The organism is Arthrobacter sp. NPDC093139, from assembly GCF_044754165.1.
In the GTDB taxonomy this organism is placed as follows: Bacteria; Actinomycetota; Actinomycetes; order Actinomycetales; family Micrococcaceae; genus Arthrobacter.
This window is the reverse complement of the sequence record NZ_JBIVOO010000012.1, coordinates 16,983-43,479: the sequence shown is the minus strand read 5'-3', so window position 1 is coordinate 43,479 and position 26,497 is coordinate 16,983. Positions and strand designations below refer to the sequence as shown.

The window sequence follows — 26,497 nt, the reverse complement described above, 5'->3', positions numbered from 1 at the left end:
GGGAAACCATCCGCTGACCGGGGTTACTCTTTATTCGTGTTGAGATTCCGGGGGTTGCACATCGTGGCGGGCATTGCCGCCATGGGTGTTGCCGCCGTCCTCGGAATGGTCATGGATCTGAACAATACGGCCATCTTCACATCCAGCTGCGTGGCCTACGTGGCCGTTTCCATGTGGACGGAAAGCAGGATTGCGCGGCACCGGAACCGGGAACAGCCCACGGGTGAGCAACTAGTTGACGAACAGCTAAGCGAACAGGGTATGGGCGACCAGCGCCCGCTTGAATCCCGCGGCGGGGAGCAGCCCGGCGGCGACCAGCGCCCGCGCGGCGAAGGCACTGCCGCCTGACGTTCCCGGCTAGATCCGCGGCCTCGCCGCCCACCGCCGCGCCTTGAGCGTGGCATGCAGTTCCAGGCGGACCATGCCCTTCAGCGGATCCACGCCCAGCAGCTGCCGGATGCGGCCCAGCCGGTTATAGATGCTGCTGCGGTGAAGATGCAGTTTCGCGGCAACGTCCTGGACCGAACCGTCGTTGTCGTAGAGCAGTTCCAGGACGGGCAGCAGTTCGCCGTTGCGGTCGTGGTCTTCCAGGGCCTGGAAGTTCACGGACCCGGCATCGCCCCAGACGCCGGCGCCGCCGCCGGCCGAGGCCAGGAGCTGGTAGACGCCCGTGGCCCGGCAATCCACCAGTTCACCCAGCTGCGCGTCCACCGCCGCGGCCTGCGCGGCCACCCTCGACTGCCGGTACGCCTCGGCCAGCTCCTTGGTGCGGGTGAAACCTTCACTGATGCCGAGGATGATGCGGTCAACCGGGCGTCCCGCCCTTTTTACGAGTTCCAGCTGGTAGTGCACCAGCACCTGTGCGTGGCTGGCCCTGCCTGTCGATTCCCGGAACAGCACGACGGCGTGGGTTTCGGCGCCGGCGCTGAAGAGTGCGGCATCGACGCCGATGGTTGCCTGCAGCGCCGCAGACCGGTGGATCAGCGTCGACGCTATGGGATCCGGTCCGGCGGCCCACCCGTCCGCATCGAGGACTGTCACCAGCTGCCACGGTCCGCGGTCCTGCACTTCCTTCCAGCCTGCCACGGCGGCCACTGCGTTGGCCTCACCCGCGCAGGCCGCCAGGAACTCACGTTCGCGGCCGCGGCGGAATTCTGATTCGGCTGTATTGGAGTCCAGCAGCAGGCCGGAAAGCAGGTCAAGCTCCTCCCGGACGTCGGGCAGCTGGGCGAGTATCGCCGTCGCGCTTTCCTCCTCAAGGTCCTGCTGGACCCAGAGGTAGCCGACGCGGAAGCCGCGGACCATCAGCGGCACGCAGACACGCCCCAGCATGCCCAGTTCCTCATTGGCGGGAACGACGACGGGACGCACCGCGGTGGCGATCCCGTGCGAGAGCTGCCACGCCTTCACGTCTACGGGCACGCGCTTGCTGAGCAGGAAGTTCACCCTGACCCGGTCGGCATGCGACTGGTTGGAACTGTACGCAAGCAAGAGTCCGTCCAGGTCCTCGAGCGACAGACCCCGGCCCAGCTTCTGCGCCACCCGCTCCACGAGCTGCTCCACATCCTGTTGCATGCAGCAAGACTACGTCCCGGAAGGCATCCGGGGCGAACGGACAGCAGGCGACACTTGACGCTCCCAGCCTCGACAAATGTCTAACCGTTTCGAGTAAAAACCCCGGAATTCTGCGGTTTTTGCTGCAGCCCCACGACCCCCAACCTGTCGCGTGCCTCACAGCCGGATTTATTCTGGAAACACAACTCCCCCGCAACCCTTGGCTCACACAGCCATCGAACATGGAGCCCAAAAAATGATCATCGGTATCCCCAAAGAGATCAAGAACAACGAATTCCGCGTCGCCATCACCGCCGCCGGCGTTCACGAGTTCCGCACCCACGGCCACACGGTCCTCGTGGAGCGCGGCGCAGGCCTGGGCTCCGGCATCACGGATGAGGAATACGCCATAGCAGGCGCCGAAATCGTCGCCGAAGCCGACGACGTCTGGGCCCGGGCCGACATGGTCATGAAGGTCAAGGAACCCATCGCCGCGGAATACCACCGCTTCCGCAAGGGCCTGATCCTCTTCACCTACCTGCACCTCGCCGCCGAGCCCGAACTGACCCGCGAGCTCATCAACTCCGGCGTCACGGCGATCGCATACGAAACCGTCCAGGAAGGCCGCACCCTTCCCCTGCTGGCCCCGATGTCCGAGGTCGCCGGCCGCCTCTCCGTCCAGGTCGGAGCCACCTCCCTCATGGCCCCGGCCGGCGGCAAGGGCGTGCTCCTGGGCGGCGTCCCCGGAGTCCGTCCGGCCAAGGTCGTTGTCCTGGGTGCCGGAGTGGCGGGTACCAACGCCGCCGCCATGGCCCTGGGGCTCGGAGCGGACGTCACCATCCTGGACATCAACATCAACCGCCTCCGTGAACTCGATGCCCAGTACCAGGGCCGGCTGAAGACCGTCGCGTCCAACAAGTACGAGATCGAAAAGTCAGTAGTGGACGCGGACCTGGTGATCGGCTCAGTGCTGATTCCCGGCGCCAGGGCCCCCAAGCTCGTGACCAACGAACTCGTGGCCCGCATGAAGCCCGGGTCGGTGCTCGTGGACATCGCAGTGGACCAGGGCGGCTGCTTCGAGGACACCCACCCCACCACGCACCAGGAACCCACGTACAAGGTCCACAACACGATCTTCTACTGCGTGGCCAACATGCCCGGCGCCGTTCCGAACACGTCCACCTACGCACTGACCAACGTCACCCTCCGCTACGGCGTGGCCCTGGCAAACCTCGGCGTCAGGGCCGCGTTCGAAAAGGACCCCGCCCTCGCCGCCGGCCTGAACATCGCAGCAGGCCACGTGGCACACCACTCCGTCTCCGAGGCGCACGACCTGCCCCTCGTGGCGGACTGGCACGAACTGGTATCCGCCTAACACCGGGAGACCACCGCTGGCTGAGCCAGTCGAAGCCGCACCCAGGTTTCGGCAGGCCCAGCCAGCGGTTTCATTTAAGCGATGGCACGGGCCTGTTCGATCAGTTTGAGGACCTCTACGGGGCCTGCCGGATCCACCGGAAGCGGAAGATCGGAGGCGGCGCCGCCGTCGGTGATCTTGTCAGCGAGGATCCGGTAGAACTCCGGGTAGGCGCCGCGTTCGGTGGACACCCGGTCAAGGTGGCCGTCGCGGCCCAGCTGCCCGGCCCACTCCGGGGCCTCCACACCGTACTCCTCGTCCAGTGGGCCTCCGCCAGCCACGATGTACGGTTCCTGCGGATCCACGCCGTGTTTTGTGAAGGCGCCCTCAGAACCCAGCACGCGGAAGCGCGGGCCCTGCTGCGCGCACAGCATGTTCATCCAGAGGTGGCTGAGCACGCCGGATCCGTGCTTCAGGACGAGGAAGCAGTCGTCGTCCGTGTTTTCACCCGGCCGCCGGGCGTTGAGTTCCGCATGAACAATCTGGCCGGGCCCGAACAGTTCCAGCGCCTGGTCCAGCAGGTGGGTGCCCAGGTCGAACAGGACGCCTCCGCCGGTCGCTGCCGTGGCCTCCGCTTTCCAGGCCTTGGACACTTCCGGGGACCAGCGTTCGAAGCGTGATTCGAACCGCATCACCTGCCCCAGCGCCCCGGCGTCGAGCAGACCTTGGACGGTCAGGAAGTCGCCGTCCCAGCGGCGGTTTTGGAAGACGGTCAGCACCCGATGCAGGTTTTCTGCCAGCGTGGTCAGCTCCACGCCCTCGGCGCTGGTCACTGCGAACGGTTTGTCCACCACGACATCGAGCCCGGCCTCGAGCGCGGCCTTCGCCAGCGGGTAATGGGTTGCCGGGGGCGTCCCCAGGACCACAAGGTCAAGGTCCCCGGCCATGGCAAGGACGGCCTCGGCGTCGGGAACCGTTTTCACACCCGGATAACGGTCGACGGCGGCCGCCTGGCGGCCGGCATCCGACGTCGCGATGACCTCCAGTGAGTATCGGGAATCGGCAGCGATCAGCGGGGCGTGAAAAACGCTGCCGGAGAGGCCAAAACCCACGACGGCGGTGCGGATGGGTCCGCGTTCACCGGACGGCTGCCGTCCCGACGGGGAGAGGGGCGAGGAGGGGGATGCGGTGCTCATGGTGCAACGCTACTCCGGGATGCCGCCCTCCGCAGATCCGACCACGCGGGTGACCAGCTGGCGCCATGACTCCTCGAGCCGCTCGGGGGAGACGCCGTGCACGCGGACGGTGTGGAGCAGCCGTTCCGCATCCAGGGTGGCACTCAGCGACATGGCCATGAGCCACGCGTCCGCGTCGAAGCCTGCGTCGAGCAGCAGATGCTCGATATGCCTGTGCCACAGCACCACGGCGGGAACCTCAAAACGGTTGTACACCGAATGGTCGGCGGCCCGGGCGAGGTCGCCGTATTCCAGGATGTAGCCAATGCGGCTGGCGCCGAACGCGATGAGCCGTTCCAGGGGAGGCGCCCCCGGGCCCAGGGGCGGAGGGCCGAACATGAAGCGGCCCTGGAACTCGGCCTCGGCATCACTGAGCAGCGTCATCATGAGTCCGGCCCGGCTGCCGAAGCGCCGGAAGATTGTTCCCTTGCCCACGCCTGCCCGTTCCGCCAGTTTGTCCATGGTGAGGCCATCCGCGCCGCACTCCTCGATGAGCTGCCGGGCTGCACACAGCAGCAGTTCCCGGTTGCGGGCGGCGTCGCGGCGCTCCGGACCGGAGCCGCCGGACATTCCGGAGCGGATTGGGATGAGGCTCACACAAATCATTCTAGACTGGGGAATAATATCCGGACCGTAGTCCGTTTAGTATCGGTGAAGGCAAAAAACGCCTCGACAACCAGCCGCCGCGGACACTCCGCGGCTGACACTAGGAGTTCACATGTCCAAGAACACCGTACTTGCCCTGGTCGGCAGCCTTCGCGCCGATTCCCACAACCGCAAGCTCGCCGAGGCTATCCAGCTCAACGCCCCGGAGGATCTCGAAATCGTCATCCACGAGAGCCTGGGCAACCTCCCCTTCTACAACGAGGACATTGACGTCGAGGGCCAGGTCCCGGAGGCCGCCGCAGCCCTTCGCGCCGCAGCGAATGACGCCGACGCCCTGCTGCTGGTCACCCCCGAACACAACGGAACCATGCCGGCGTCGCTCAAGAACGCTATTGACTGGCTGTCCCGCCCGTACGGCGCCGGCGCCCTTGCCGGCAAGCCCACCGCCGTCGTCGGCACCGCCTTCGGCCAGTTCGGCGGCGTCTGGGCCCAGGACGAGGCCCGCAAAGCTGCCGGCATCGCCGGCGCCCGCGTCCTCGAGGACGTCAAGCTCGCCGTTCCGGGCTCCATGGTCCGCTTCGCCGAGACCCACCCGAAGGACGACGCCGAGGTTGTCGAGCAGATCAAGGGAATCTTCAGTGCCCTTGCCGCCGCCGAGAAGGCAGAGGCCGCAGCCTAGCCCCAAGCCACCCCTCCCATCCCCCCGAGGCGCCCCCGGCAACTGGACAGTTGCCGGGGGCGTTGGCGTCCCGGCCCGCACCGGCCCGGCGCCGTGCAGCGCAACCATTCCGTAACTGAGCTGCGGCCGAACTGTCACCGGCACTCCGTTCCCCGCCGGCTTCCACCGCACTACCGTTGATATACGGGACGCGCGAGCGGGAAGTGCGGTGCAGTCATGAAGACCAGTCAGTGCGGCAGGACGCTGACGACGGCGGCTGCCGCCCTATGCCTGCTGCTCCCGCTGGGGCTGGGATCCTGCGTTTCCGTCCCGGCCACGCCAGGCGGGACCGCTGCCGAACAGGCTCCCGCCGGCGCGCCGGGCCTGGCCGCCCCCGACCCCCGACCCGTCCCTGCACCGGCACCGGCCCCCGCACCGGAGGATGCCGTGCCTGCGGCCCCTCCGGCGGGGCCGAGCGGAAAACCGGCCCAGGGATCCGGCGCGGAGCCAGCCCTGGGGTCAGGCGCGGGCACGAATTCCGTCCCGCAGGATGTTGCGACCCCCGTTCCGCCCGCCGTCCTGCCACTGGAACAGCCTGCAGAGCCGGGGTCCGCTGAGGGACCGGTTGCAGGCTCCGCAGGCGGACCAGCAATCCACGAGCAGCCTGCAGTCAGTGCACCAGGCCCTCCGGAGCCGGGCACGGGGACAGAAGGTGCGGCAGCCGGACCTGCAGCGGGCTTCGGAACGGGCGCCGGGAGCGGCGCAGGCGGGGCGGCGGGAGTCCTCGCCGGCACGGCTGTGTACTACGTGGCCGTGGACGACGGCGGCAGTTCCGGCGTGCGCTTCGGCTGCAACGACAGCCTCGTCCCCGTGCGCCACACGGACCCCGCGATCCGCGAGCCGCTTCAGGCAGCCATGAGCCGGCTGCTGTCTGGAAGCGGAACACCGGCTGGACTGTACAGCGCCCTGGAGTCATCCGCGCTGAAGTACGTTTCCGGCTTCCTGGACGGGGAGACGGTGGTGGTCAACTTAAGCGGGGCGGTTCAGCCAGGGGGCACCTGCGACATCCCGCGGATTGAGGCCCAGCTGACCCACACGGCCGTGACGGCCGTCGGCGCCGTCCGGGCGGAGATTTACGTCGACGGCGTCAGGCTGGCGGACGTGCTGAGCCTGCGCTAGGCACACACCGCCTGAATCACCACTTGAGAGTCATGCACATGCGTGACCAGGCGAGCGTCACTCACGTGCATTGGCCCGGGTGAAGAGGGCGTCCATCTCGGCATGGCTGCGGGCTCCGGCCAGCTTGGACCAGTTGCCATCGCCCAGGACTTCGGCAGCCACCCTGGACACCGTTGCATAAGCCGCCTTCGCGGTATTGCCGCCGATGCTGATCCGCCGCACGCCGGCGTCATGCAGTTCCCCGACTGAGGGTGCCCCCACGCCGGCAAGTGCGTTCAGCGGCGCAGGGATCCGCCGGGAGAGCTCGTGCAGGACATGCAGGTCCGTCACGCCGGGGACGAAGATCCCGTCCGCTCCGGCCGCCAGGTATGCCGGGGCCCGCTGCATTGTTTCCTCGAAGGCCGATTCCGGAAACCGCCCGGACAGGTAGGTGTCCGTCCTGGCGTTAATGAAGAGCCGCACCCCATACTCCTCCGCCAGCCTCCTGACGGTCCCGATCCTGCGGGCCTGCTCGGCGACGTCGGTCAGCGGTTCACTCCCGGAGTCCTCGATATTCACCCCCACGGCCCCGGCTGCCAGGACCGCCGTGATGGTCTGCTCCAGCTGGGCATCGTCGAAGGCGCCGTCACTGCCGGCGTACCCCGTTTCGATGTCGGCCGTCACCGGCAGGTCCGTCGCGGCCGCAATCCTGTTGAGCGCCGCCATGGCGAGGGCACGGGGCAAATGGTTGCCGTCCGGAAAGCCCAGGCTCCAGGAGATGGCTGAGCTGGATGTGGCCAGGGCCTGGGCACCGGCTTGCTCCACGAGCTTTGCCGAGGCGGCGTCCCACACATTCACCAGCACCAGCGGCACCGGCCCTTCCGCGTGGAGTTCCCGGAAGGCTGCGGCCTTGTCCGACTGGGCAGGAAAGGACTGGAACGTGGTCATGGCTCCATTCCATGCCCTCGGCGTGCCCGCGTAAAGGACCCTGGGCTTCGAATCGTCCTATTTCGTGAACAACTGTTGCCTTCTTGACAACAGTTGGTTGTATCCTAGGGACTGTGACCCACGAGACACTCGACGCCGCCGCGGCCGTCCTCCCCGCCGAAGCGATTGACGCGATTGAACGGGCGGCAACGTCTTCGCATCGCCACGAAGGACTCTTTTCGGAGCGCGCCGCGAACATCAAGCAGTCGGCTGTCCGTGACGTCTTCGACATCTCGCTGCGCCCGGGACTCGTCTCCCTGGCGGGCGGCAGCCCCTACCTCCAGTCACTGCCCCTGCAGAGGCTGGGCCAGACGGCTGCGGCGATCATCGCCGAACAGGGCCTGACCGCCCTGCAGTATGGCAGCGGGCAGGGCACGGAAGAGCTTCGCACCCAGGTCTGCGAAGTCATGGCCGCCGAGGGCATCCTGGACGCGCTGCCCGAAAACGTGGTGATCACCGCCGGCTCCCAGTCCGCCCAAGACGTGGCCACCAAGGTTTTCTGCAACCCTGGGGACGTGGTGCTCGTCGAGGAACCCACCTATGTGGGCGCCCTGAACACCTTTGAGGCGTACCAGGTCCAGGTTGAGGCCGCCGCAATGGATGACGACGGCCTGGTGCCTGAGCTTCTCGAGGCCAGGATCGGCGAACTCCAGGGCGCCGGGAAAAACATCAAGTTCCTCTACACGATCCCGAACTTCAACAATCCCTCGGGGATCACCCTGGCGCAGGAGCGGCGCCAGCGGATCGTCGACATCTGCCGCCGCGCCAACATCCTGGTGCTCGAGGACAACCCCTACGGCCTGATCCGCTTTGAGGGGAAGCCACTGGAACCGCTGCGCGCCGCCAATCCTGACGATGTCATTTATATGGGGTCGTTTTCCAAGATCTTCGCGCCGGGGCTGCGCATCGGCTGGGCGCTCGTCCCCTCGCATTTGCAGCGCCGTTACTATCTGGCAGCCGAGGCCGTGACGCTGTGCCCGCCCACGCTGAACCAGATGCTGGTTTCGGCTTACCTCAGGGACTACGACTGGAAGGGCCAGATCGAAACGTACCGGGGACTGTATGCGGAGCGCTGCCACGCCATGCTTGCTGCGCTGGAGAAATACATGCCGGACGGGCTGACGTGGACACGACCGGAGGGCGGCTTCTTTGTGTGGGTCACACTTCCGGAGGGCGTAGATACGTATCCCCTGCTCCGCAAGGCGATTGACGCCGGCGTCGTCTTCATCCCGGGAGCTGCCTTCAGCCACTCGGCCGAACCTTCCAATAAGCTGCGCCTGGCCTTCAGCGCCGTGCCTCCGGAACGCATCGCCGAAGGTGTGCGGCGGCTCGCGCCGGTGCTCAAGGAAGCCATCAAGCCACAAGCCACAGGCCACCCGGCCAGTTGACCCGCGTGTCTGGCCGGCGCTGTAGCCTAATGATGGACACCAGCCGGGCAGACGCAGGATGCGAACATGCAGCCCGCCCGGATGCTGCGAACGAAAGAGAGTGGATCATGAGTGGAATCATTGTTGTCGGCGTGGACGGCAGCGCCACAGCACGCAAGGCCGCAGAGGCGGCCCGGGACCTTGCGGTGGCGCTGGGGGCGACCCTGCACGTCGTGTCGGCTTTTGACACCGATCGGACCGAGGTTTACGGCAGCGGCTCCGACAAATGGATCGTCTCCGATGCCGGCGCGGCCGAGAAAGTTGCCAAGGACGTTGCCGCCGGCCTCGCCGTCGCGGGGCTCACTGTGACCTACTCGGCGGTGCGCGGCAAGCCGGCCGAAGCCCTCGTTAAAGAGGCCGAACGCTCCGACGCGAGGATGATCGTTGTGGGCAACCGCCGCATGCACGGCCTGGGGCGGGTGCTGGGCAGCATCGCCAACAGCGTTGCCCACACTGCGTCCTGCGACGTCTACATCGCCAACACCTACGGGGCGGACTAGGCCAGGACAAGCACATCGTATCGGGAGGTCGTGCCGACTGGGCACGGTGATTCCCTAACTTTCCTCTGGGGCTAGGGCACGCTGCTAACCCCTCAGGAGGTGCGCGGCAGCCGTTCTGATTAGCTGTGCAGCCGTTCTGCCACGCGGGTTCCGGCGGCTGGCGCCGGCGCTGGCGCCGGGGCCGGCGCTGGCTCCGGGGCCGGCGCCGGTTCCGAGGCTGGCTCCGGACTGCCGCCACCTCTCCTGCCTGGATCAAGGTACAGGGCCAGCCCCCAGGGACCGTGCCGTAGTCGGTGAGGCGGGCAGCCAGGACATTGAAGGGGACCGAAGGACCGCGCCCGATTTGACCAGCGTCACGCCTCCTGGTGGGCAGCCTCACCCGGCTTTCCGGGAATTGGCGGGTGGCCCAACGGTAAAATCAATGGTGCCCCCGATGGTGCGGACAGCCCAGCACCTACCAGCGCCAGGACCTAAAAATGCTTACGCTTCAGCGACGCCAGCTCGTCGGCCACGACATCCTTCTTGCCCGCCACGGCAACCACATCTGCTCGATGCGGCTGGACCGCAGCACGGGACGGGTCATCGCCCTGCTGGACGACGGCTCCGTGGACAGCGCGCCGAACCTCATCTCGCCGGACCTGCAGCTTCCCGAAACAATACAGAGCGTCCTGCGGAACGACTGGAAGTTCCTGGCCACCGTGTCCGGCTGCGTGGCCGGCCTCGCCGGCGTCATGATCGCCGCCGCGTTCAGCCTCGCCGGCCTCTCCGCCGATCCCGCTCTGGCGGAACTGATGACCACGTACCAGGCGTACTAAACCGCCCTCCGGCGCATGCTGCTGCCACCGGCGTCAGGACCCCCGGTGACAGAGGGGCTCAATGAGCGAGGATCATCAGTTCCCTCAGCAGCCACCACAATCCGGACGCCACACCGCCGCCAACCAGCACACCCATCACAACCTCGGCCACGGTATGTGCGCGCAGCACCACACGGGACCAGCTGACGGCAGGGATCAGCAGCAGCAGCGGAAGCCACGGCGGGCCCAGCATAAGGAGGGCGATGCCCGTCGAGAGCGCGATCGCTCCTGCGTGCCCGCTGATTTTCCAGAAGAGGCTAATCACGGCAAGCACCACCACGCTGCCGACGATCGTCAGGACCATGACAATCACGCTGACGGGCGACTTGACGACCGTCAGCACGCCCAGGCCAGCCAGCAGCGACAGCATGGCCATGCCCATCACCGGTGCCCGCTGGCGGCGTTCACTGACGTGATGATCCGAGACCTTGCCCAGCCGCACCAGCAGCAACACGGCGGCGAACGGCAACACGCAGACAAACAGCACGGCCAGCGCACCGAACCAGATGGTCCCCGGGAAACCCGGTTCAATCACCGGGCTGAGCATCAGCAACGCAGCCACAGTGACCGGCGGCTGGAAGACCGCCGAGAGGAACAGCGCCACGCGGTTGCGGATGACCATGACCGTTTGCTCTCGCCCCACGCGGGGACCCTCCGTCATCCGGTGAACTGACGCCGCAGGCCGGGATCCCGGCTGGTCAGGAAGCCGATCAATCCAGCAGGAGGGCAGGCTCTTCAAGGATGGCGGCGACGTCAGCCATGAAGCGCGCGGACAGATCTCCGTCCACAACACGGTGGTCGAAGGACCCGCCAAGAGTCGTGATCCAGCGCGGAATGACCTCGCCGTCCAGCACCCAGGGTTTCTGCTTGATCGTGCCGAATGCCACGATGGCCACCTCGCCCGGGTTGATGATGGGGGTTCCGGTGTCGATGCCGAGGGCACCGATATTCGTGATGGTCAGGGTGCCACCCTGCATCTGGGCAGGCTGGGTCTTGCCGGCACGGGCGGTGGTGGCAAGATCATTCAAAGCCAGCGCCAGCTCCTTCAGGGAGAGATCCTGGGCGTTCTTGATGTTCGGAACCATCAGGCCCCGCGGCGTGGCCGCGGCAATGCCCAGGTTCATGAAGTGCTTGACCTGGATCTCAGCCGAATCACCCCCGGGGTTGTCCACCCAGGTGGCGTTGACGCTGGGGTTCCGGGCCGCAGCCCAGATGACCGCCTTGGCCAGGATCAGGAGCGGGGAGACTTTGATGCCCTCGAAATCGCGCGAGGCCTTCAGGCGCTTGACGAATTCCATGGTGCGGCTGGCGTCCACGTCCACGAAGATGCTGACGTGCGGCGCGGAGAAGGCAGAGTCCACCATCGCCTTGGCAGTGGCCTTGCGGACGCCCTTCACCGGGATCCGTTCGATCCGCTGGTCCTGCGGCCGGCCCGACTTGCCCCAGAAGGTGTCCGCCTTGTCCAGCTCCGCGTCCCGCTGGGCCTGGTAGCTGACCAGGTCCTCCCGGGTCACCTCGCCGCGGGCGCCGGTGGGCACCACATCGGCCAGGTCAATGCCAAGGTCCCGGGCAATCTTCCGTACCGGCGGCTTCGCCAGGACCTTGTTCATCAGCCCGGTGATGGCGCCACCAAGGGTGGGCTTGTCCTGACCGGTCTCGACGGGCTCGGCCAGCGGAGCCCTGCCGCTGATTGACCCTGTCGAAATGGCTGGCTCGGCCAGCGGAGCGGTACCGCCGCTCTCAACAGGCTGGACCACAGGCCTGGCGGACGCCTTCCGCGGGCGCGGCTTAACGGCGTCGGCCTTCGGGCCGGAACCCACCAGCGGGCCCCCGGCCGGACCGCCTGCGGCAGCATCGCCGTGGGAAGCCGGTTCGTGGGGGTGCGGGTGCAGCTTCCCGTGCATGAGCGGCTCGGGCTCGGCCTCCTGCAAGGGGGGCAGCGGGACGTCGGCCGGAGTGGGGTCGCCGGAAACGTCGTCGGAAACGCTGATGATGGCCGTCCCGACGTCGATCGTCACGCCTTCGGGAACGAGCAGTTCCGTGACGGTGCCGGCGAAGGGAGACGGCAGTTCCACGAGGGACTTGGCCGTCTCGATTTCGCAGAGGACATCGTTGATGGCCACCGTGTCCCCCGGCTTGACCTTCCAGGAGACAATCTCGGCCTCGGTCAGGCCCTCGCCCACGTCGGGGAGGTTGAACTTGTTAAGCGTCATGGGGTCCTCGGGTTTCAAAAGCTCAGGCTGGCCGGCCGGTGCCCGGAGGCGACTGCAGGCGGAAACGTCAGTAAGCGGAGGGGTCAGTAGCTGAAGGCGCGGTCGAGCGCCTCAAGGATGCGGTCGATGTCCGGGAGGTAGTCCTCTTCCACCTTTGCCACGGGGTAGGGCATGTGGAAGCCGCCCACGCGGATGACGGGCGCCTCGAGCGAGTGGAAGGCGCGTTCACCGATCCTGGCCGCTATTTCGCCGCCGATCCCGCCAAACGTGGGGGCTTCATGGGACACGATCAGCCGGCCGGTCTTCTTCACCGAGGCTTCGATGGTGTCGAAGTCGATCGGCGAGATCGAGCGGAGGTCGATGACCTCAATGCTGCGTCCGTCCTCAGCTGCGGCGTTGGCCGCGGCGAGGGCCACGGGAACCAGCGGACCGTAGACCACCACTGTGGCGTCGGTGCCTTCCCTGACAACGTGGGCCTTGAACGGATCCCCGGCGAGGCCTGCCGTCTCAGTGTCCACCTCACCCTTGAGCCAGTAGCGGCGCTTGGGTTCGAAGACGATCACCGGGTCCTGGCAGTCGACGGCCTGCTGGATCATCCAGTAGGCGTCGTGCGGGTTGGACGGGGTGATGATGCGGATGCCTGCGGTGTGCGCGAACAGCGCCTCAGGAGATTCCGAGTGGTGTTCGATCGAGCCGATGCCGCCGCCGTAGGGAATGCGGATGACGACCGGTACAGTCAGGTTCCCGTTGCTGCGCGAGTGCATCTTTGCGAGCTGGGTGGTGATCTGGTTGAAGCCGGGGAACACGAAGCCGTCGAACTGGATTTCACAGACCGGCAGGTAGCCGCGCAGCGCCAGGCCGATCGCCGTGCCGATGATTCCGGATTCAGCGAGCGGAGTATCCACCACGCGGTCGGCACCGAACTCACCGATCAGGCCGTCGGTCACGCGGTAGACGCCTCCGAGCGGTCCGATGTCCTCGCCCATCAGCAGCGTCTTGGGGTTGTTGTTGAGCGTGGCGCGCAGGCCTTCGTTGATGGCCTTGGCAATGGTCATGGTGGTCATCAGTGGCCAGCCCCTTCTGCGGTGTCCCCGCCGGCAAATCCCGCGGCGTACTCCTCGAACCAGGCCAGTTCCTCGGCCACGAGGGGATGTGCCTCCACATACGTATTAGCGAAGGCCGTCCGGATGTCCGGGGCGTCGGAATCATAGGTTGACTTGCGGATATAGGCCGCCAGCTCGTCGCCCTCAGCGGCCACCTGCTTGAAGAATGCATCATCGGCCATGTCCTCGGAGCGGAGGTACTTCTCCAGCCGCTCCAGCGGATCCTTGGCCCGCCACAGCGCTTCCTCGGAGGATTCGCGGTATTTCGTGGGGTCGTCAGCCGTGGTGTGTGCGCCGACGCGGTAGGTGAAGGCCTCGATCAGCACCGGCCCGTTGCCCTGCCGTGCGTGCTCCAGCGCCCACTCGGTGACGGCGTGCACGGCTATGACGTCGTTGCCGTCCACCCTGATGCCCGGGAAGCCGTAGCCCTTGGCCCGGTTGGACAGCGGGATGCGGGTCTGCACTGCTGTGGGCACGGAGATGGCCCAGTGGTTGTTCTGGCAGAAGAAGACCACGGGCGCCTTGTAGGACGATGCAAACACCATGGATTCGTGAACGTCGCCTTCAGAGCTGGCGCCGTCGCCGAAGTAGACCATGACGGCAGCCTTCGGCTCGGCCGCGCCGGACTCCGCCATGCCGTTGGCCTCCGCGAGGCGCTGGTCGCGCTGAATGCCCATGGCATAGCCGACGGCGTGGGGTGTCTGGGCAGCCAGGACCAGTGTGTACAGGTGGAAATTGGTGTCCTTGGGGTTCCAGCCGCCATTGGAGATGCCACGGAACTGCCGCAGGAGCTCGGCGAGGTCGACGTTCCGCGTGAGGGCCACACCGTGCTCGCGGTACGTGGGGAAGATGTAGTCCTGGGGCTGGCTGGCCCGCCCGGAGCCTATCTGCGCAGCCTCCTGGCCGGTCAGCGGAACCCAGAGCGCCAGCTGGCCCTGGCGCTGGAGCGCTGTGGCCTCCTGGTCGAAGCGCCTGATCGCGGCCATGTCGGCATAAAAGCCGCGCAGCTGTTCCGCATCCAACCTTTCGGCATACTCCGAAAAGATGGCGTTCGTGCCGAGCTTGCCGTCCGGGCCAAGCAGCTGGACCATCTCGACCGGCGGCTCGCCCAGGGCAGCCTCGGCCTCGGCCTCTAGCTGGTCATCCACGTCTGTTCCGTCGAACTCGGTGGAGGGCAGATGTGTGGCGCCCATACCGTCTCCTTGCTTGCCGCATGCGGATGCGTTGCAATGTCGCTGGGATATATGCCCCGCACGGAATGCATTCCATGTGCGGCATATATTTTGGCTTACTGTTCCTTACTTTATCCGGCGCAACTAACAGCGGGCAGTTGTTAACCGCTAGGAACGCCTCGGGGGTTTTGTATAAACCGCACAGAGCTCGAGGAAGCGGGTATTCGCCTCCACCTCGCCGATGCTGACCCGGACGCCCTCATTTCCGAAAGCCCGCATCGAAAGCGCCCGCTCCCCCGCCAGCTGGGCGAACTCCGCGCTGTTATCGCCCAGATCCAGCCAGACGAAATTCCCCTGAGCCTCTGGAACGAACCACCCCAGATCACGCAGACCGGCTGTCACGCGGTCCCGCTCATCCACCAGGCTTTGTACCCTTTCTACAACTTGGTCGAAATTCTGAAGGGACACCACGGCGGCCTGTTCCGCGATCTGGGACACCGCGAAGGGTGTGGCGGCCACGCGGAGGTACTGCGTCAGTTCCGGCTGGGAGATGCTGTAGCCCACGCGCAACCCGGCGAGGCCGTGTGCCTTGGAGAAGGTCCGGAGCACCACGACGTTGGGGTATTTCCGGTACATCCGAATGCCGTCCACGGCGTCGTCCGCCCGTATGAATTCCTGGTAGGCCTCATCGATGACCACCACCACGTCCGAAGGGACTGCCTTGATGAACCGTTCCGTTTCCTCTGCCCTCAGGATCGGGCCGGTGGGGTTGTTCGGCGTGCACAGCAGGATCACCTTGGTGCGCGTGGTCACGGCGGCCGCCATGGCGTCAAGATCGTGACGGCCGTCCGCGGTGAGGGGGATACGCACACTCTCGGCGCCGGCCAGGCCAACGCAGATGGGATACGCCTCGAAGGATCGCCAGGCATAGATCACTTCATCGGCTTTGCCGTCGTCGTTCTGGCCGGCGAAGGCGCTCAGCAGCTGGTTGAGCGCCCCAAGGCTTCCTGCGCCGGTGACGATGTCCTCGGCCGGCACCTCCAGGAAGTCCGCGAGCGCGGTCCGGAGCTTGGTGCTCAGGGGGTCCGGGTAGCGGTTGAAGTCGGTCTGCGCCGCAATGGCCTCGGCTACGGCCGGAATTGGCGGCAGCGGGTTCTCGTTGGACGACAGTTTGTAGCTGGCCAGGCCGTCGACGGCGACGGGTGGCTTGCCTGCGGCATAGCGGGGCAACCGGTCAACAACCGGCCTCGGCCTGACACCGCCAGCCATAGTCTCTGATGAAGTCATGCCAACTAGCCTACTTCGCCCGTCTGTTGCGGGTGCGCCCGCATCCCGCGAGGTATGACAGCATGGGCGCATGCGTTCTTTCATCGTTCGGGTGCTCATCAACGGACTGGCGCTGTGGATTGCCAGCTGGATTCTCCCCGGGCTGAACATCACCACTTCGGCCGCGACCGACGCGGTGGCTAACGCCGGCGTCAGCCAGGGGACCGATGCTGCCGGCATAGTCCTGGCTTACCTCTTTGTCGGGCTGATTTTCGGGCTGGTCAATGCTTTCGTGCGTCCGATCGTCAGTTTCCTTTCGCTGCCCATCACCATCCTCACCCTCGGGCTGTTCACGATCGTCATCAACGCGGCCATGCTGTACCTGACATCGTGGATCAGCAGCTACACACCGGTGGATTTCACGATTGACTCCTTCTTCTGGACTGCGGTGCTGGCGGCAATCATCATCACCATCGTTTCCCTGGTGGCCGACAGGATCCCGGGGGCACGCCACCGGTAGTTGCAGGCCGCTGCGTGGACGCCGCGTCGACGCTGCGTGGGGCCGGCAGCCGCTTGCAGCCGCCGGCCGCTGGGGACCGTCCACACCGGGACTCGGCTACCGGCCACCGGGCGGGCGGATGTCGGGCTGTTCCACCGGGCGGACGGGCATGCCTGGACGCCCTGATTCCTGCGGCTTCGGGGTGCGGACGAGCTGGAAGCGCGTGGCCGTGGCCGCTCCGCCGGTACCCACGACCCCGGCGAGCGCGCCCGTTGATGCGATGAGGGACGGATCGCTGCTTGCGGAGACCGCCCGGGCACCGGCCTCATAGTTCGTGAGCCTGTGGCCCGGACCGAGCCCCGGCGCCTCGCCGGAGGGCGTCAGCACCCGGTTCTCGAGCGTGAGGGTGACGCGGTCCCGGGTGTCCGGGTTGATTGCCCCCTCGCTCCCTGGAACCCAGTCCTGCCGGTGTTCCAGGTGCAGGCTGCTGATGCCCGGCTCAGGATGGATTCCGCCTACGGGTGAGCCCGCGGTCAGCACGTACTTGAGGTCGTACTCCGCGAGGAAGGCCTTGTCCTGGCTCAGGTTCATGGCATGGATCCCGCCCTGGCTGTAGCCAACAGCAACCACCTGGGCGCCGGCCTCTGCCCCGGCTTCCTGCAGTGCTGACCGGATGGCGGCACTCGTATGCTCGGAGCCGTACCCGAGTGCTTCGACGATTCCGGCCTCATCGAACGGGTTGGGCCCTCCCGCGTCTCCTGGCTGCGTGCCGGGAATGATCACGACGAAGGCCTCGTGATCCCCGCTGCCCGTCCTGAGGATTTCAATCGTGCCCCGGCCGTCCTCGTCAACGGACCGCGCCCGGGACAGGAGCCCTGCAGGGGAGGCATCGAGGGCGACATCCGTGCTGGGACCTCCGATCGCTTTGACGTCGCGCGGTTTGAGGTGGGGGGCCAGTCCCTCAGCCAGCGCGCGTACAACGATAGGGATGCCCGAACCCTGCATCCCGGTCGCCGTCGCCATCTGGATGGCCTCGGTCACCCGCTCGGGCCTCGCCCCCAGAAGGGCCACGAGGACCGGATAATTGCCTGTGAGCGCCTCTGTACTGTCCCTGTTCAGCAGCCGGCTGAGGTCAGGACTGTAGGGGTTAGGGAACCCGCCGAGGAGCATATCCAGGAACTGCGGCAGCCACAGCTTGTGGGAGTCCGTGCCCAGGCGCAGGTTGGACAGGGTTCGCTGTTCGGCCCCCTCATACTCCTGCAGACAGGCTTGTACCTGGCTTCCGATGTCCTGCAGTTCCTCCCGCACTTTCGCCACAGCACGCCACCCTTCCCCTGTGGCGTCGAGCGCTTCGACCCCGCTGGACGGTGGATCGTTTTGATATTGCCCCAGCTCCGCCCAGATCCTGTGGGCAGCGATCTCCACCGTCGTAACGTCCTCCGCGAGGCCGTCCAGGCCCCGCACTCCAGCGTCCAGCTCCTCCAGCTGAAAGGCGATGCCCGCTACCCCGCCCCGGACCGAGAAATGGCCGTCGGGCTCCGGCTTCAGTGGCCGGAGCGGGCCGCCGCTCCCCCACGGCGTCACCTCAGCCATCAGTAGTCTCCGGTTCTGGTCCGCATCGACGACAACGAGACGTTCCGGGCATGCCGACGGATGACCTGGGCGGCCAGTTCCATACGCTCCTTCGCCCTCCGCAGGGCAGCTGCCTGCAGCCCGATGCTCGCCCTGTACGCCGTGCCCGCAGGGGACTGCCAGTCCGCCAGCTGCAACTGCGAAAGCCGGACCAGAACAGCATCGAGCTGCCCAGCACAAGCGTCCGCCCTTCCCGCCAGGAGCTGCACCTCAAACTGCCGCGAAGAGCACGACGCCGCGTCCGCGGCGGCAATGCTGGCGCTCATTCAGTTTCCCCCTCTCCTTCCGGCCGGCGCTGTCTGTGTCGCAGACCTGCCCCAGCCCTGCCACAGACCTTTCTGCCTCTTGCAGACAAAACTAGGGCGCGCTGTCCCCCGCCGGAACACCCGCCGGGGGCTATGTGGACAGCCGCCCAGGACACAGGCTGGGGAGGGCAAGTCACAAGCAACCGCGTGCTTCAGCGGGCAGCGGAGTTCATGAAAGAATCAGCTCATGCCTGAAACTGCCGCCACAGCTGACACCCGTACGCCCTCCGGACGCCTGGCCCTCGCTGCGTCACCGGAACAAATCGCGCTCGGCCCGCTGGACGGCCGCTACCAGTCCGCCGTCGCGCCGCTCGTTGACTACCTGTCCGAGGCTGCCCTCAACCGTGACCGGGTCGCCGTCGAAGTAGAGTGGCTCATCCACCTGACCAGCAACAACGTCCTCCCGGGCGCCGGGCCGCTGACCTCAGACCAGCAGGAACAGCTCCGGGCGATCGTCACCGAATTCGACGCCGCCTCCGTCTCCGAACTGGCCGAAATCGAAGCCGTGACCGTCCACGACGTGAAGGCAGTGGAGTACTACATCGGCCGCCGCCTGCCCGCCATCGGCATCGAGCACCTGACGGCCATGGTGCACTTCGGCTGCACGTCCGAAGACATCAACAACCTCTCCTACGCGCTCGGCGTGAAGGGTGCTGTGGAGGACGTGTGGCTGCCGGCCGCACGCGCCCTCGTGGCCCAGATCAGCAAGATGGCCGAGGACAACCGCGCCGTCCCCATGCTGTCCCGCACCCACGGCCAGCCCGCCACCCCCACCACGCTGGGCAAGGAACTCGCCGTCATCGCGCACCGCCTCACTCGCCAGCTGGACCGCATCGCCAAGACCGAGTACCTCGGCAAGATCAACGGCGCCACCGGCACGTACGCCGCGCATGTGGCCTCGGTCCCGGGCGCCGACTGGCAGCAGATCTCCAAGTCCTTCGTCGAGGGACTGGGCCTCACCTGGAACCCGCTGACCACGCAGATCGAAAGCCACGACTGGCAGGCCGAGCTGTACGCCGATGTTGCGCGGTTCAACCGGATCCTGCACAACGTCTGCACGGACATCTGGAGCTACATCTCCATCGGCTACTTCGCACAGATCCCGGTGGCCGGCGCCACAGGCTCCTCCACGATGCCGCACAAGGTCAACCCGATCCGTTTTGAAAACGCCGAGGCCAACCTGGAGATTTCCTCCGGGCTCTTGGACGTGCTGGGCTCCACCCTGGTCACCTCCCGTTGGCAGCGGGACCTCACGGATTCCTCCAGCCAGCGCAATATCGGGGTGGCGTTCGGCCACTCGCTGCTGGCCATCTCCAACGTGGCCAAGGGCCTGGAGCGGCTGGACGTAGCGGAAAGCGTTCTCGCAGAAGACCTGGACACCAACTGGGAAGTCCTGGGCGAGGCCATCCAGATGGTTATGCGCGCCGAGGCGATTGCCGGAGTCGAGGGTATGGAGAACCCGTACGAACGGCTCAAGGACCTCACCCGCGGCCAGCGCGTCGACGCCGCACGGATGAAGGAGTTCGTCCAGGGCCTGGGCCTCTCTGCTGAGGCAGAGGCGCGGCTGCTGGCCCTGACGCCGGGCAAGTACACCGGCATCGCGGACCAGCTGGTGGACCACTTGAAGTAAAAGGACGACGGCGGTGCCGGGCTTCGCGGTCCGGCGCCGCTTCCTTCCCGGCCGGCCTTCAGGAAAGCGCCCGGGTCCTACCTTCCCGACGATGACAAGGACATGTAATCATGAGGCTGCTGCTCATCCGCCACGGCGAAACTCCCGGGAACGTGTTGGGGCAGCTGGACACCGCGCACCCCGGACCGGGGCTGACGCAGCTTGGAGAACGCCAGGCAGAAGCGTTGCCGAGGGCGCTCGTGAATGAGCCGATTAGTGCGTTGTACGCCTCAACGCTCCTGCGGACCCAGGTCACCGCTGCGCCGCTGGGGCGTGAGCTCGGCCTGGATGTGAAGGTGTTGGACGGGATCCATGAAATCGAGGCCGGCGCCCTTGAGAAGCTGACCGACCACGAGGCGCACCGGCGGTACATGACGACGGTCTTCGCCTGGAGCGATGGTGATTTCGACCGCCGGATGCCTGCAGGGCCCGACGGGCACGCGTTCTTTGAGCGCTACGACGCTGCCATCGCCAAGGTGGCCGCCGCTGCTGACGACGCCGGCGCCGTCGCCGTCGTTAGCCACGGCGCCGCCATCCGCGTCTGGGCGGGCCTGCGGGCGGACAACATCGACATGCAATTTGCGGCGAGGCACGTGCTCGCAAACACCGGCATCGTGGCCCTGGAAGGGGATCCCGACGCCGGCTGGACCCTCATCCACTGGGACGCGAGCCCGGTGGGCGGCCTGGCCCTGGCGGATCCGACCGCCGAAGATCCGATGGGCCGCTCCGCCGGATAGCCGTACTGCGGACCGGCTGACCGCTTTGGGTACCGGACCTGAGGTTGTGTCCCCTAAGTATTGTCTGGACAGCCTTGTCTGGACAGTGTTCTCTGGACGCTTACGCACGGGAAACACAGTGGTAACCCCGCGTCCTTACCGTTGATGTGCATAACCCTTCGGCGAATCGAGGCAGAGATGCAGACCAACCCCAGGCTCAACATCCGCAAAGTCAGCTGGTCCAACCCGGTGGGTGCCGACCTGCGGGCTGCCCAGCAGGCAGAGCTCGATGCGCGCTTTGGCCGCACAGATCACGAGCCCGGGCCGAAGCCGTCTGAAGTGGACACCGCTGTCTTCCTGGTGGCCTACGACAAGGGGTCGGGCCAGCCCGTAGGCTGCGGAGGCCTGCGGCTGCTGGATTCCTCCACCGCCGAAATCAAGCGCCTGTATGTTCTTCCGTACACCCGTGGCTCCGGCGTGGCCAGCTCCATCCTGGCGGCTCTCGAGGCGGAAGCGTACGCCCAGGGCATCACACGCATAACGGCAGAGGCAGGCTCGGCCCAACCCGACGGCAGGAACTTCTACGAGAACTCCGGCTTCGAACAGGTTCCGAACTTCGGTCCCTACATCGGCGTCGAACACTCCTACTGCTATGCCAAGTCCATCAACGCCCGCAGCGCGGCGCATACTGCCATGGCCTGACCCGGTCGGAGGCAGGGCCTATCCCGCTGGGGGGGCCGGCCTGCTTATCGTGCCTTTACCGTGCCGGTGTGCCTACCGGGCCGCGAGCCGGAGCAGCCGGTCGCGCAGCGGCTGTGCCCGTTCGGCGAGGGCCAGCCGCGTCATGGCAGAGGAGGCCACCCGCAGCAGCCGGGTCCGGAGCAGCCTCTGTCTGTTGTATTCCCTGAGGGCCTCGCCCACGGGCCTGGTGTTGAGGAGTTCGGCGAGCGTCACGGCGTCGACGAGCGCTTCGCACGCGCCGCGGCCCAGGTTGGGCGTCATCCCGTGCGCCGCGTCGCCTACGAGGACAGCCCCTGGCCGCACGAAGCTGCCGAGGTCCGGAGCTGTCCAGATCCGCTGCGCGAGCGTTGACTCCGGCGTGGCCTGCTCCAGCACGTTCCTGACGGCCGGAGCGCCGGCGTCGAACCGTTCCCGTGCACGCGCCAGCACTTCAGCGGCCCCGACACCTGCCGGCCCGAGTTCAGAGCGGAAGGAGGCATACCAGTACGTCCTGCCGCTGGAGGCCGGGGTGATGCCAAACAGCTGCCCGCGCCCCCAGTACTCACCGCCGGCGTTCGCCTCAACGGGCACGGGAAGAATACCGCGCAGTGCCACGTAGGGCGTCAGCCTGGCGTTGGCCTTCGGACCCCAGAATGCGCGGCGGACCACGCTGTGGACGCCGTCGGCGCCGACCAGCAGGCCGGCGGCCAGCGGTCCCGTGGCGGGGATGTCGTCCACCTTGCCCTCCGCCCGGCGCACGTTCCTGGGAACGGCGGCGCCAAGGAGCCTGATCAGGTCTGCCCGGGACACGCCCAACACGCCGCGGACTTCCGGTGAAACCCATGCGTCACCGGCGGCATCCCGCAAGGCCATCCCGCCGAAGGTGGCGCCGACCGCCCTGATCTCCGGAAGGATCCCGAGAACGGCCAACGAGCCTTGGGCCTCCGGCCACATGGCGAGGGAGGTTTCCACCGTCGGCAGGCCGGGCCGCTGCTCGTGGATGGTCACGTCGAAGCGGTCCCGGTCGAGCCCTGCCGCGAGTGCAAGGCCGGCAATGCCTCCGCCGATGATGGTTATGGCTTCCATGGGACCGATGTTAAGCCCGACGACGGCTGGCAACTCTTTGATCCGGCCCCGCCTGAGCGGTCAGCTAGGAACGGGCCTTTACCACGACCACCTCGAACGTCTTCGCGTTCGCGACCATGAACTTCGCGTTCACAGCGGCGAGCTTATCCCCGAACAGGGCCGCCGTCGTCGGAATGTTGAAGTTCTTGTTCTTGATGACCTCCCTGACGGTTCCTGAGAGCGCGCGGAAATCCACGGAGGCGCGGCTGATCTGGTTGGAGAAGTTCTGGACGGCCCAGATGGTGCTGTCCTTTACCACGATGCCGTCGACATTGGGGAGGGTCAGGCCCTTGATCTGGGCGCTCGCTCCGGTCCTGGGGTTGACGGTGTACAGGGCCTTGTTGCCGGAGTGGGCCACCACCAAGGTGCGATCATTCCGCGCACTGGCGATGCCGTTCAGGTTGAACTGATCAGCTGCGTCAGCTGCGGGCCCCGTCAGCTTCAGCGTCCGGACCTTGCCGAGATTCCCTTCGTCGCCAACGGGCACGAAGTAAAGCTCGGCCTGCCTGGAGTTGGTGAACCAGGCACCGCGGTCGGTGAGCGCGACGTCGTTGATGAACGCTGCCTTCGTCGTCAGCTGGATCGTCTTAACGGTCCTGCGGTCGTCCGTGTCATACACATAGGCCTTGCCGGACGCGCCCCCGGCCACGAAGAGGAGGTCATTTTCATTGTCCGCCTTCATCCCCACCGCAACCCTGCCGTCAGGCACATCGATGAACTTCTTGGCAGTTCCCTTGCGGATGTCACCGCGGAAAATGTCCCCCGTGGCGAGGTCACCCGCATAGAAAGTGCTGCCTTCACCGGCAGCAATGCCTTCGGCGCCCTTGGCGCCGGGAAGGACGATGACCGGGAGCCGGTCCTTGGAGTTGTCCTCGCTGGCCGATGCGGCCGGTGCGAGCGGAGCCGGGACGAGAAGAGCCGCGAGGGCGGCCAGGCCGGCGGCCGCACGACGGCGTGCGGAACCTGAATTTTTCGTACTGAGGCGCATGATGCTCTCCGGAACTGGGTGATTTTCCGTGCGAGCTGACCGTTGTACGGGAGCTCCGCACGTTGGTCCCTTCAGTGTAGATTCGGCCGATATGCCTGACCAGATGTGCCGGGAAACCGCCGTCCAGCGGCGCGGCACGTTCGTTCCCCAGATCGGAACGCCGGGGCAACGAGTCCGTAACACCGGCACGGCAGGATGCAACCATGAAGCCCAAAGCACCGCTCCCTGCCACGGCTGACCTGAGCTGCGAAGTCTGCGGGCAGATGCCCGAGCCTCCAAAGTCCCGCCTCACGGTGGCCAACGTTGCCGTGATGCTTCCCATCGAACTGCTGGTGCACGCTCTGGTGGTGCAGACGCACCTGCCCTATGTGGCGAAGGTGCTTGTCCTGACGCTCACGGCCACGGTCCTGGTGATCTGGGTGGCGGAACCGTCGGCGGCACGCATCCTGCGCCGCTGGCTCCACGCTCCGGCGCTGCGGCACCGGCGTCGGCTGGGCACCGCCCCCGCCCTGTGGCGGGCACGGACCATCCTGCGGGACCAGCCCGGTTCCCTGAAGAAAATCACCCGGTCACTGGAGTTGCTCGACACCAACATCCTGAGCATCCACGTCCACCCGGTGCGCGGCGGAGTGATGGATGAGTTCGTGCTGTCAGCCCCCGGTGAACTCAGCGAGCGCCAGCTGCTTGACGCACTGGCGGACGGAGGCGGCAGGCAGTCGCAGGTGTGGCCGACCACCGCCTTGGCGATGGCTGACGGCCAGACCAAAGCGCTGAGCCTGGCTGCCCGTATCGCGGCATCGCCCGACGAACTTCCGCTGGCCGTGGCGGAGCTGCTGTCCGCCCGGATACTTGATCCCGGGTCGGAAACCGCCCGGATTCCCGGGGAAACGAACGACGCCGGCACGCTCCTTAAGATCCCCACCGCCTGGCACGGCCCCATCACCTTCTACCGCCCCGGGGAACCGTTCACGCCCGCCGAATCCGCCCGGGCGCACAGGCTCGCCGAGCTCGCCGAGATCCTGGCCCACGTGCCCTCATCCACGACTGGACCGGATGCGGATCCGGTACCGGCGGAGTCATAACCCAAAACGGCAGTCACAATCGGTGATTAGCAGCCATCCGGCTCAACTTCGCCAAAACCCTTGACAGTGCGCCGGGTCACTTCTAACTTAGATTTTGGGATCCCAAAGCGGGATCCCAAAATCAGCGCAAGGCGCGTCCGGAATTGCCGCTACAGGCCCGCTTAAAGTTTTCCCCGCTCACCCGCGGCCGCTTATTCGAATCATCAAGACCCGTTTCCCTGTCCGTAAACTTCCCTGTAAAGGAGAAGCTGTGTCTATCCCCAATACCGAAACAGCGACTACAGAGGCTCAAGGCACCACAGAAGCCTCCGCTGGCCAGCTACCCGGCAAGGACGGCGTGCAACGGCGCACCACCGTCCGCTGGAAGCTCTTCCTGCTCCTACTGGTGCTTGTCGCCGTGAACTACATCGACCGCGGGTCGATTTCCGTGGCGCTTCCCATCATCCAGAAGGAATTCAACCTTGCACCGGAGCTGGTCGGCCTGCTCCTGTCCGCCTTCTTCTGGACATACGCCCTGATGCAGATTCCCGTTGGCTGGTTGATCGACAAGTTCGGCCCGCGCAAGGTCATGACCGCATCGTGCGTCGGCTGGGGCGCGGCGACGGCCGCCTCCGGCTTGGCCGGCGGATTCCTGAGCATGTTCATCGCCCGGATGGGCATCGGCGTCACCGAGGCCGGCGTCATGCCGGCCGGCGGAAAGCTCAATGCCATCTGGATGCACAAGTCCGAACGCGGCCGCGGTGCCACCATCCTGGATGCCGGCGCTCCACTGGGCGCAGGTCTCGGCGGCATCATCATCGCAGGCCTGATTGCCTCCACCGGCAGCTGGCGCATGGCCTTCATCATCGCCGGTGCCGCCACGGTCCTCATGGGACTGGCCGTGTGGTGGTACGTCAGGGACAACCCCCGCGAGCACCGCGGCGTCAACGATGCCGAGGCCAGCTACATCGAAGCCTCCCATGCAGCAGAGGATGCGGAGGCTGAGCTGGACGGCAGCAAGGGCAAGCGCGCCCTGCTTCCCTACCTGAAGTTCCGGTCCTTCTGGGCCATGTGCTTTGGCTGGCTCGGCTTCAACGGCGTCTTTTACGGCCTCCTGACCTGGGGTCCGCTCTATCTGGCGCAGGCCAAGGGCTTTGACCTGAAGACCATTGGCTGGTCCACGTTCGTGATCTTTGGCGCCGGCTTCGTCGGCGAAATCCTGGGCGGCAGCATCGCGGACAAGTGGCGGGCAGCCGGCGCCTCGGCCAACCGCGTCATGCGTACGCTGCTGGGCATTTCCAGTGCGGTGGTCATCGGCGGCCTGGTCGGAGTCACCGTGGTGCCCGACCCCACCACCGCCGTCGTCCTGCTCTCCCTGGTCATGTTCTTCCTCCGCTGGGTTGGCCTCTTCTGGAGCATTCCCTCCATCCTGGGCGGCAGGACCAACGCCGGCGTATTGGGCGGGGCGATGAACTTCAGCGGCAACATCTCCGGCTTTGTCACACCCATCGCCGTCGGCCTGATCGTCGGCGCCACCGGCTCCTACACCTGGGCGCTGCTGTACTTCGTGGGATCCGCCATCGTGATGGGAGTGTCCGTGCTGACCCTCAACTACAACAAGCGGCTTCCTGTCTAAGCTGGCTATCCAAAGCCAGCCACACAGCGCCTCCTCCCGCCGCCGGGAGTGCAAGCCAT

At 66.4% G+C, this 26,497-nt stretch carries 26 protein-coding genes; 13 read left to right on the top strand and 13 right to left on the bottom strand.

All coding sequences use genetic code 11. The annotated features are described in order from the left end of the window. Positions 1-36: 36 nt before the first annotated feature. Entirely contained in the window at positions 37-348 is a 312-nt protein-coding gene (locus ACIP90_RS16820; protein WP_400580702.1) for a hypothetical protein, read from the top strand. A gap of 9 nt (positions 349-357) precedes the next feature. On the opposite strand, the gene ACIP90_RS16815 is transcribed toward ACIP90_RS16820, so the two are convergent. Next, positions 358-1,575 (bottom strand): PucR family transcriptional regulator, encoded by a 1,218-nt coding sequence (locus tag ACIP90_RS16815; protein ID WP_400580701.1) that lies wholly within the window; start codon positions 1,573-1,575, stop codon positions 358-360. A 235-nt stretch (positions 1,576-1,810) separates the two neighbouring features. Between ACIP90_RS16815 and ald the strand changes: the two genes are divergently transcribed. Next, on the top strand, positions 1,811-2,929 hold the full coding sequence (gene ald / locus ACIP90_RS16810) for an alanine dehydrogenase (RefSeq protein ID WP_400580700.1): 1,119 nt from the start codon (positions 1,811-1,813) through the stop codon (positions 2,927-2,929). Positions 2,930-3,003: 74 nt separating this feature from the next. On the opposite strand, the gene ACIP90_RS16805 is transcribed toward ald, so the two are convergent. Both ACIP90_RS16805 and ACIP90_RS16800 read right to left on the bottom strand, forming a co-directional pair. Further along, positions 3,004-4,104: a Gfo/Idh/MocA family oxidoreductase gene (locus ACIP90_RS16805; RefSeq protein ID WP_400580699.1), complete on the bottom strand. Its 1,101-nt coding sequence runs from the start codon at positions 4,102-4,104 to the stop codon at positions 3,004-3,006. Between the two features lie 9 nt (positions 4,105-4,113). Further along, positions 4,114-4,740, bottom strand: coding sequence for a TetR/AcrR family transcriptional regulator (locus tag ACIP90_RS16800; RefSeq protein WP_400580698.1), 627 nt, complete (start codon positions 4,738-4,740; stop codon positions 4,114-4,116). A gap of 121 nt (positions 4,741-4,861) precedes the next feature. Between ACIP90_RS16800 and ACIP90_RS16795 the strand changes: the two genes are divergently transcribed. After that, the gene (locus ACIP90_RS16795; protein ID WP_400580697.1) at positions 4,862-5,428 is read left to right on the top strand and encodes an NAD(P)H-dependent oxidoreductase; all 567 of its coding nucleotides are present in this window, start codon (positions 4,862-4,864) and stop codon (positions 5,426-5,428) included. Between the two features lie 216 nt (positions 5,429-5,644). After that, positions 5,645-6,586, top strand: coding sequence for a GerMN domain-containing protein (locus tag ACIP90_RS16790; RefSeq protein ID WP_400580696.1), 942 nt, complete (start codon positions 5,645-5,647; stop codon positions 6,584-6,586). A 57-nt stretch (positions 6,587-6,643) separates the two neighbouring features. On the opposite strand, the gene ACIP90_RS16785 is transcribed toward ACIP90_RS16790, so the two are convergent. Further along, positions 6,644-7,513 (bottom strand): isocitrate lyase/phosphoenolpyruvate mutase family protein, encoded by an 870-nt coding sequence (locus tag ACIP90_RS16785; protein WP_400580695.1) that lies wholly within the window; start codon positions 7,511-7,513, stop codon positions 6,644-6,646. 113 nt (positions 7,514-7,626) lie between these two features. On the opposite strand from ACIP90_RS16785, the gene ACIP90_RS16780 reads away from it, so the two are divergent. The 3 genes from ACIP90_RS16780 to ACIP90_RS16770 all read left to right on the top strand — a co-directional run bounded on the left by ACIP90_RS16780 (position 7,627) and on the right by ACIP90_RS16770 (position 10,294). After that, entirely contained in the window at positions 7,627-8,940 is a 1,314-nt protein-coding gene (locus ACIP90_RS16780; RefSeq protein WP_400580694.1) for a PLP-dependent aminotransferase family protein, read from the top strand. A gap of 107 nt (positions 8,941-9,047) precedes the next feature. Continuing rightward, on the top strand, positions 9,048-9,479 hold the full coding sequence (locus ACIP90_RS16775) for a universal stress protein (protein WP_400580693.1): 432 nt from the start codon (positions 9,048-9,050) through the stop codon (positions 9,477-9,479). 476 nt (positions 9,480-9,955) lie between these two features. Continuing rightward, positions 9,956-10,294 carry a hypothetical protein gene (locus ACIP90_RS16770; protein ID WP_400580692.1) on the top strand — a complete coding sequence of 113 codons (339 nt, stop codon included), beginning with the start codon at positions 9,956-9,958 and terminating at the stop codon, positions 10,292-10,294. 58 nt (positions 10,295-10,352) lie between these two features. On the opposite strand, the gene ACIP90_RS16765 is transcribed toward ACIP90_RS16770, so the two are convergent. From ACIP90_RS16765 to ACIP90_RS16745, 5 genes are all read right to left on the bottom strand, one after another. Further along, complete coding sequence (locus ACIP90_RS16765; RefSeq protein WP_400580691.1) at positions 10,353-10,976, bottom strand: phosphatase PAP2 family protein; 624 nt, start codon at positions 10,974-10,976, stop codon at positions 10,353-10,355. 67 nt (positions 10,977-11,043) lie between these two features. Then, the gene (locus tag ACIP90_RS16760) at positions 11,044-12,546 is read right to left on the bottom strand and encodes a dihydrolipoamide acetyltransferase family protein (protein WP_400580690.1); all 1,503 of its coding nucleotides are present in this window, start codon (positions 12,544-12,546) and stop codon (positions 11,044-11,046) included. Positions 12,547-12,629: 83 nt separating this feature from the next. Further along, complete coding sequence (locus ACIP90_RS16755; protein ID WP_400580689.1) at positions 12,630-13,610, bottom strand: alpha-ketoacid dehydrogenase subunit beta; 981 nt, start codon at positions 13,608-13,610, stop codon at positions 12,630-12,632. After that, on the bottom strand, positions 13,610-14,842 hold the full coding sequence (gene pdhA / locus ACIP90_RS16750; protein ID WP_400580688.1) for a pyruvate dehydrogenase (acetyl-transferring) E1 component subunit alpha: 1,233 nt from the start codon (positions 14,840-14,842) through the stop codon (positions 13,610-13,612). The genes ACIP90_RS16755 and pdhA overlap by 1 nt, the downstream gene beginning before the upstream one ends. Before the next feature lie 147 nt (positions 14,843-14,989). Then, positions 14,990-16,108, bottom strand: coding sequence for a histidinol-phosphate transaminase (locus ACIP90_RS16745; protein ID WP_400580687.1), 1,119 nt, complete (start codon positions 16,106-16,108; stop codon positions 14,990-14,992). Between the two features lie 70 nt (positions 16,109-16,178). Here ACIP90_RS16745 and ACIP90_RS16740 point away from each other — a divergent pair, with 70 nt between their 5' ends. Further along, entirely contained in the window at positions 16,179-16,607 is a 429-nt protein-coding gene (locus ACIP90_RS16740; RefSeq protein ID WP_400580686.1) for a phage holin family protein, read from the top strand. A 96-nt stretch (positions 16,608-16,703) separates the two neighbouring features. On the opposite strand, the gene ACIP90_RS16735 is transcribed toward ACIP90_RS16740, so the two are convergent. Together ACIP90_RS16735 and ACIP90_RS16730 are read right to left on the bottom strand one after the other, a co-directional pair. After that, positions 16,704-18,179, bottom strand: a complete 1,476-nt coding sequence (locus ACIP90_RS16735) for a hypothetical protein (RefSeq protein ID WP_400580685.1) — start codon at positions 18,177-18,179, stop codon at positions 16,704-16,706. Then, positions 18,179-18,484, bottom strand: coding sequence for a hypothetical protein (locus ACIP90_RS16730; protein ID WP_400580684.1), 306 nt, complete (start codon positions 18,482-18,484; stop codon positions 18,179-18,181). The genes ACIP90_RS16735 and ACIP90_RS16730 overlap by 1 nt, the downstream gene beginning before the upstream one ends. A 226-nt stretch (positions 18,485-18,710) precedes the next feature. Between ACIP90_RS16730 and purB the strand changes: the two genes are divergently transcribed. The 3 genes from purB (at position 18,711) to ACIP90_RS16715 (ending at position 21,610) form a co-directional block, all read left to right on the top strand. After that, positions 18,711-20,153 (top strand): adenylosuccinate lyase, encoded by a 1,443-nt coding sequence (gene purB / locus ACIP90_RS16725; protein WP_400580683.1) that lies wholly within the window; start codon positions 18,711-18,713, stop codon positions 20,151-20,153. A 110-nt stretch (positions 20,154-20,263) separates the two neighbouring features. Beyond that, complete coding sequence (locus ACIP90_RS16720) at positions 20,264-20,929, top strand: histidine phosphatase family protein (protein ID WP_400580682.1); 666 nt, start codon at positions 20,264-20,266, stop codon at positions 20,927-20,929. 177 nt (positions 20,930-21,106) lie between these two features. Then, complete coding sequence (locus ACIP90_RS16715) at positions 21,107-21,610, top strand: GNAT family N-acetyltransferase (RefSeq protein WP_400580681.1); 504 nt, start codon at positions 21,107-21,109, stop codon at positions 21,608-21,610. Between the two features lie 72 nt (positions 21,611-21,682). On the opposite strand, the gene ACIP90_RS16710 is transcribed toward ACIP90_RS16715, so the two are convergent. Then, positions 21,683-22,714 (bottom strand): FAD-dependent monooxygenase, encoded by a 1,032-nt coding sequence (locus ACIP90_RS16710; RefSeq protein WP_400580680.1) that lies wholly within the window; start codon positions 22,712-22,714, stop codon positions 21,683-21,685. A gap of 64 nt (positions 22,715-22,778) precedes the next feature. Next, positions 22,779-23,741, bottom strand: coding sequence for a hypothetical protein (locus ACIP90_RS16705; RefSeq protein ID WP_400580679.1), 963 nt, complete (start codon positions 23,739-23,741; stop codon positions 22,779-22,781). A 203-nt stretch (positions 23,742-23,944) separates the two neighbouring features. Here ACIP90_RS16705 and ACIP90_RS16700 point away from each other — a divergent pair, with 203 nt between their 5' ends. Together ACIP90_RS16700 and ACIP90_RS16695 are read left to right on the top strand one after the other, a co-directional pair. Beyond that, the gene (locus ACIP90_RS16700) at positions 23,945-24,823 is read left to right on the top strand and encodes an amino acid-binding protein (protein WP_400580678.1); all 879 of its coding nucleotides are present in this window, start codon (positions 23,945-23,947) and stop codon (positions 24,821-24,823) included. A 250-nt stretch (positions 24,824-25,073) separates the two neighbouring features. Continuing rightward, a complete protein-coding gene (locus ACIP90_RS16695) occupies positions 25,074-26,438 on the top strand; it encodes an MFS transporter (protein WP_400580677.1) in 1,365 nt (454 codons plus the stop codon). Positions 26,439-26,497 lie beyond the last annotated feature (59 nt).

Bases quoted from the DNA above. Each gene is read 5' to 3' on its own strand.
- ACIP90_RS16815 (WP_400580701.1), bottom strand. From the start codon at position 1,575: ATGCAACAGGATGTGGAGCAGCTCGTGGAGCGGGTGGCGCAGAAGCTG.
- ald (WP_400580700.1), top strand. From the start codon at position 1,811: ATGATCATCGGTATCCCCAAAGAGATCAAGAACAACGAATTCCGCGTC.
- ACIP90_RS16805 (WP_400580699.1), bottom strand. From the start codon at position 4,104: ATGAGCACCGCATCCCCCTCCTCGCCCCTCTCCCCGTCGGGACGGCAG.
- ACIP90_RS16795 (WP_400580697.1), top strand. From the start codon at position 4,862: ATGTCCAAGAACACCGTACTTGCCCTGGTCGGCAGCCTTCGCGCCGAT.
- ACIP90_RS16790 (WP_400580696.1), top strand. From the start codon at position 5,645: ATGAAGACCAGTCAGTGCGGCAGGACGCTGACGACGGCGGCTGCCGCC.
- ACIP90_RS16785 (WP_400580695.1), bottom strand. From the start codon at position 7,513: ATGACCACGTTCCAGTCCTTTCCTGCCCAGTCGGACAAGGCCGCAGCC.
- ACIP90_RS16775 (WP_400580693.1), top strand. From the start codon at position 9,048: ATGAGTGGAATCATTGTTGTCGGCGTGGACGGCAGCGCCACAGCACGC.
- ACIP90_RS16770 (WP_400580692.1), top strand. From the start codon at position 9,956: ATGCTTACGCTTCAGCGACGCCAGCTCGTCGGCCACGACATCCTTCTT.
- ACIP90_RS16760 (WP_400580690.1), bottom strand. From the start codon at position 12,546: ATGACGCTTAACAAGTTCAACCTCCCCGACGTGGGCGAGGGCCTGACC.
- ACIP90_RS16755 (WP_400580689.1), bottom strand. From the start codon at position 13,610: ATGACCACCATGACCATTGCCAAGGCCATCAACGAAGGCCTGCGCGCC.
- pdhA (WP_400580688.1), bottom strand. From the start codon at position 14,842: ATGGGCGCCACACATCTGCCCTCCACCGAGTTCGACGGAACAGACGTG.
- ACIP90_RS16745 (WP_400580687.1), bottom strand. From the start codon at position 16,108: ATGACTTCATCAGAGACTATGGCTGGCGGTGTCAGGCCGAGGCCGGTT.
- ACIP90_RS16740 (WP_400580686.1), top strand. From the start codon at position 16,179: ATGCGTTCTTTCATCGTTCGGGTGCTCATCAACGGACTGGCGCTGTGG.
- ACIP90_RS16735 (WP_400580685.1), bottom strand. From the start codon at position 18,179: ATGGCTGAGGTGACGCCGTGGGGGAGCGGCGGCCCGCTCCGGCCACTG.
- ACIP90_RS16730 (WP_400580684.1), bottom strand. From the start codon at position 18,484: ATGAGCGCCAGCATTGCCGCCGCGGACGCGGCGTCGTGCTCTTCGCGG.
- purB (WP_400580683.1), top strand. From the start codon at position 18,711: ATGCCTGAAACTGCCGCCACAGCTGACACCCGTACGCCCTCCGGACGC.
- ACIP90_RS16720 (WP_400580682.1), top strand. From the start codon at position 20,264: ATGAGGCTGCTGCTCATCCGCCACGGCGAAACTCCCGGGAACGTGTTG.
- ACIP90_RS16715 (WP_400580681.1), top strand. From the start codon at position 21,107: ATGCAGACCAACCCCAGGCTCAACATCCGCAAAGTCAGCTGGTCCAAC.
- ACIP90_RS16710 (WP_400580680.1), bottom strand. From the start codon at position 22,714: ATGGAAGCCATAACCATCATCGGCGGAGGCATTGCCGGCCTTGCACTC.
- ACIP90_RS16705 (WP_400580679.1), bottom strand. From the start codon at position 23,741: ATGCGCCTCAGTACGAAAAATTCAGGTTCCGCACGCCGTCGTGCGGCC.
- ACIP90_RS16700 (WP_400580678.1), top strand. From the start codon at position 23,945: ATGAAGCCCAAAGCACCGCTCCCTGCCACGGCTGACCTGAGCTGCGAA.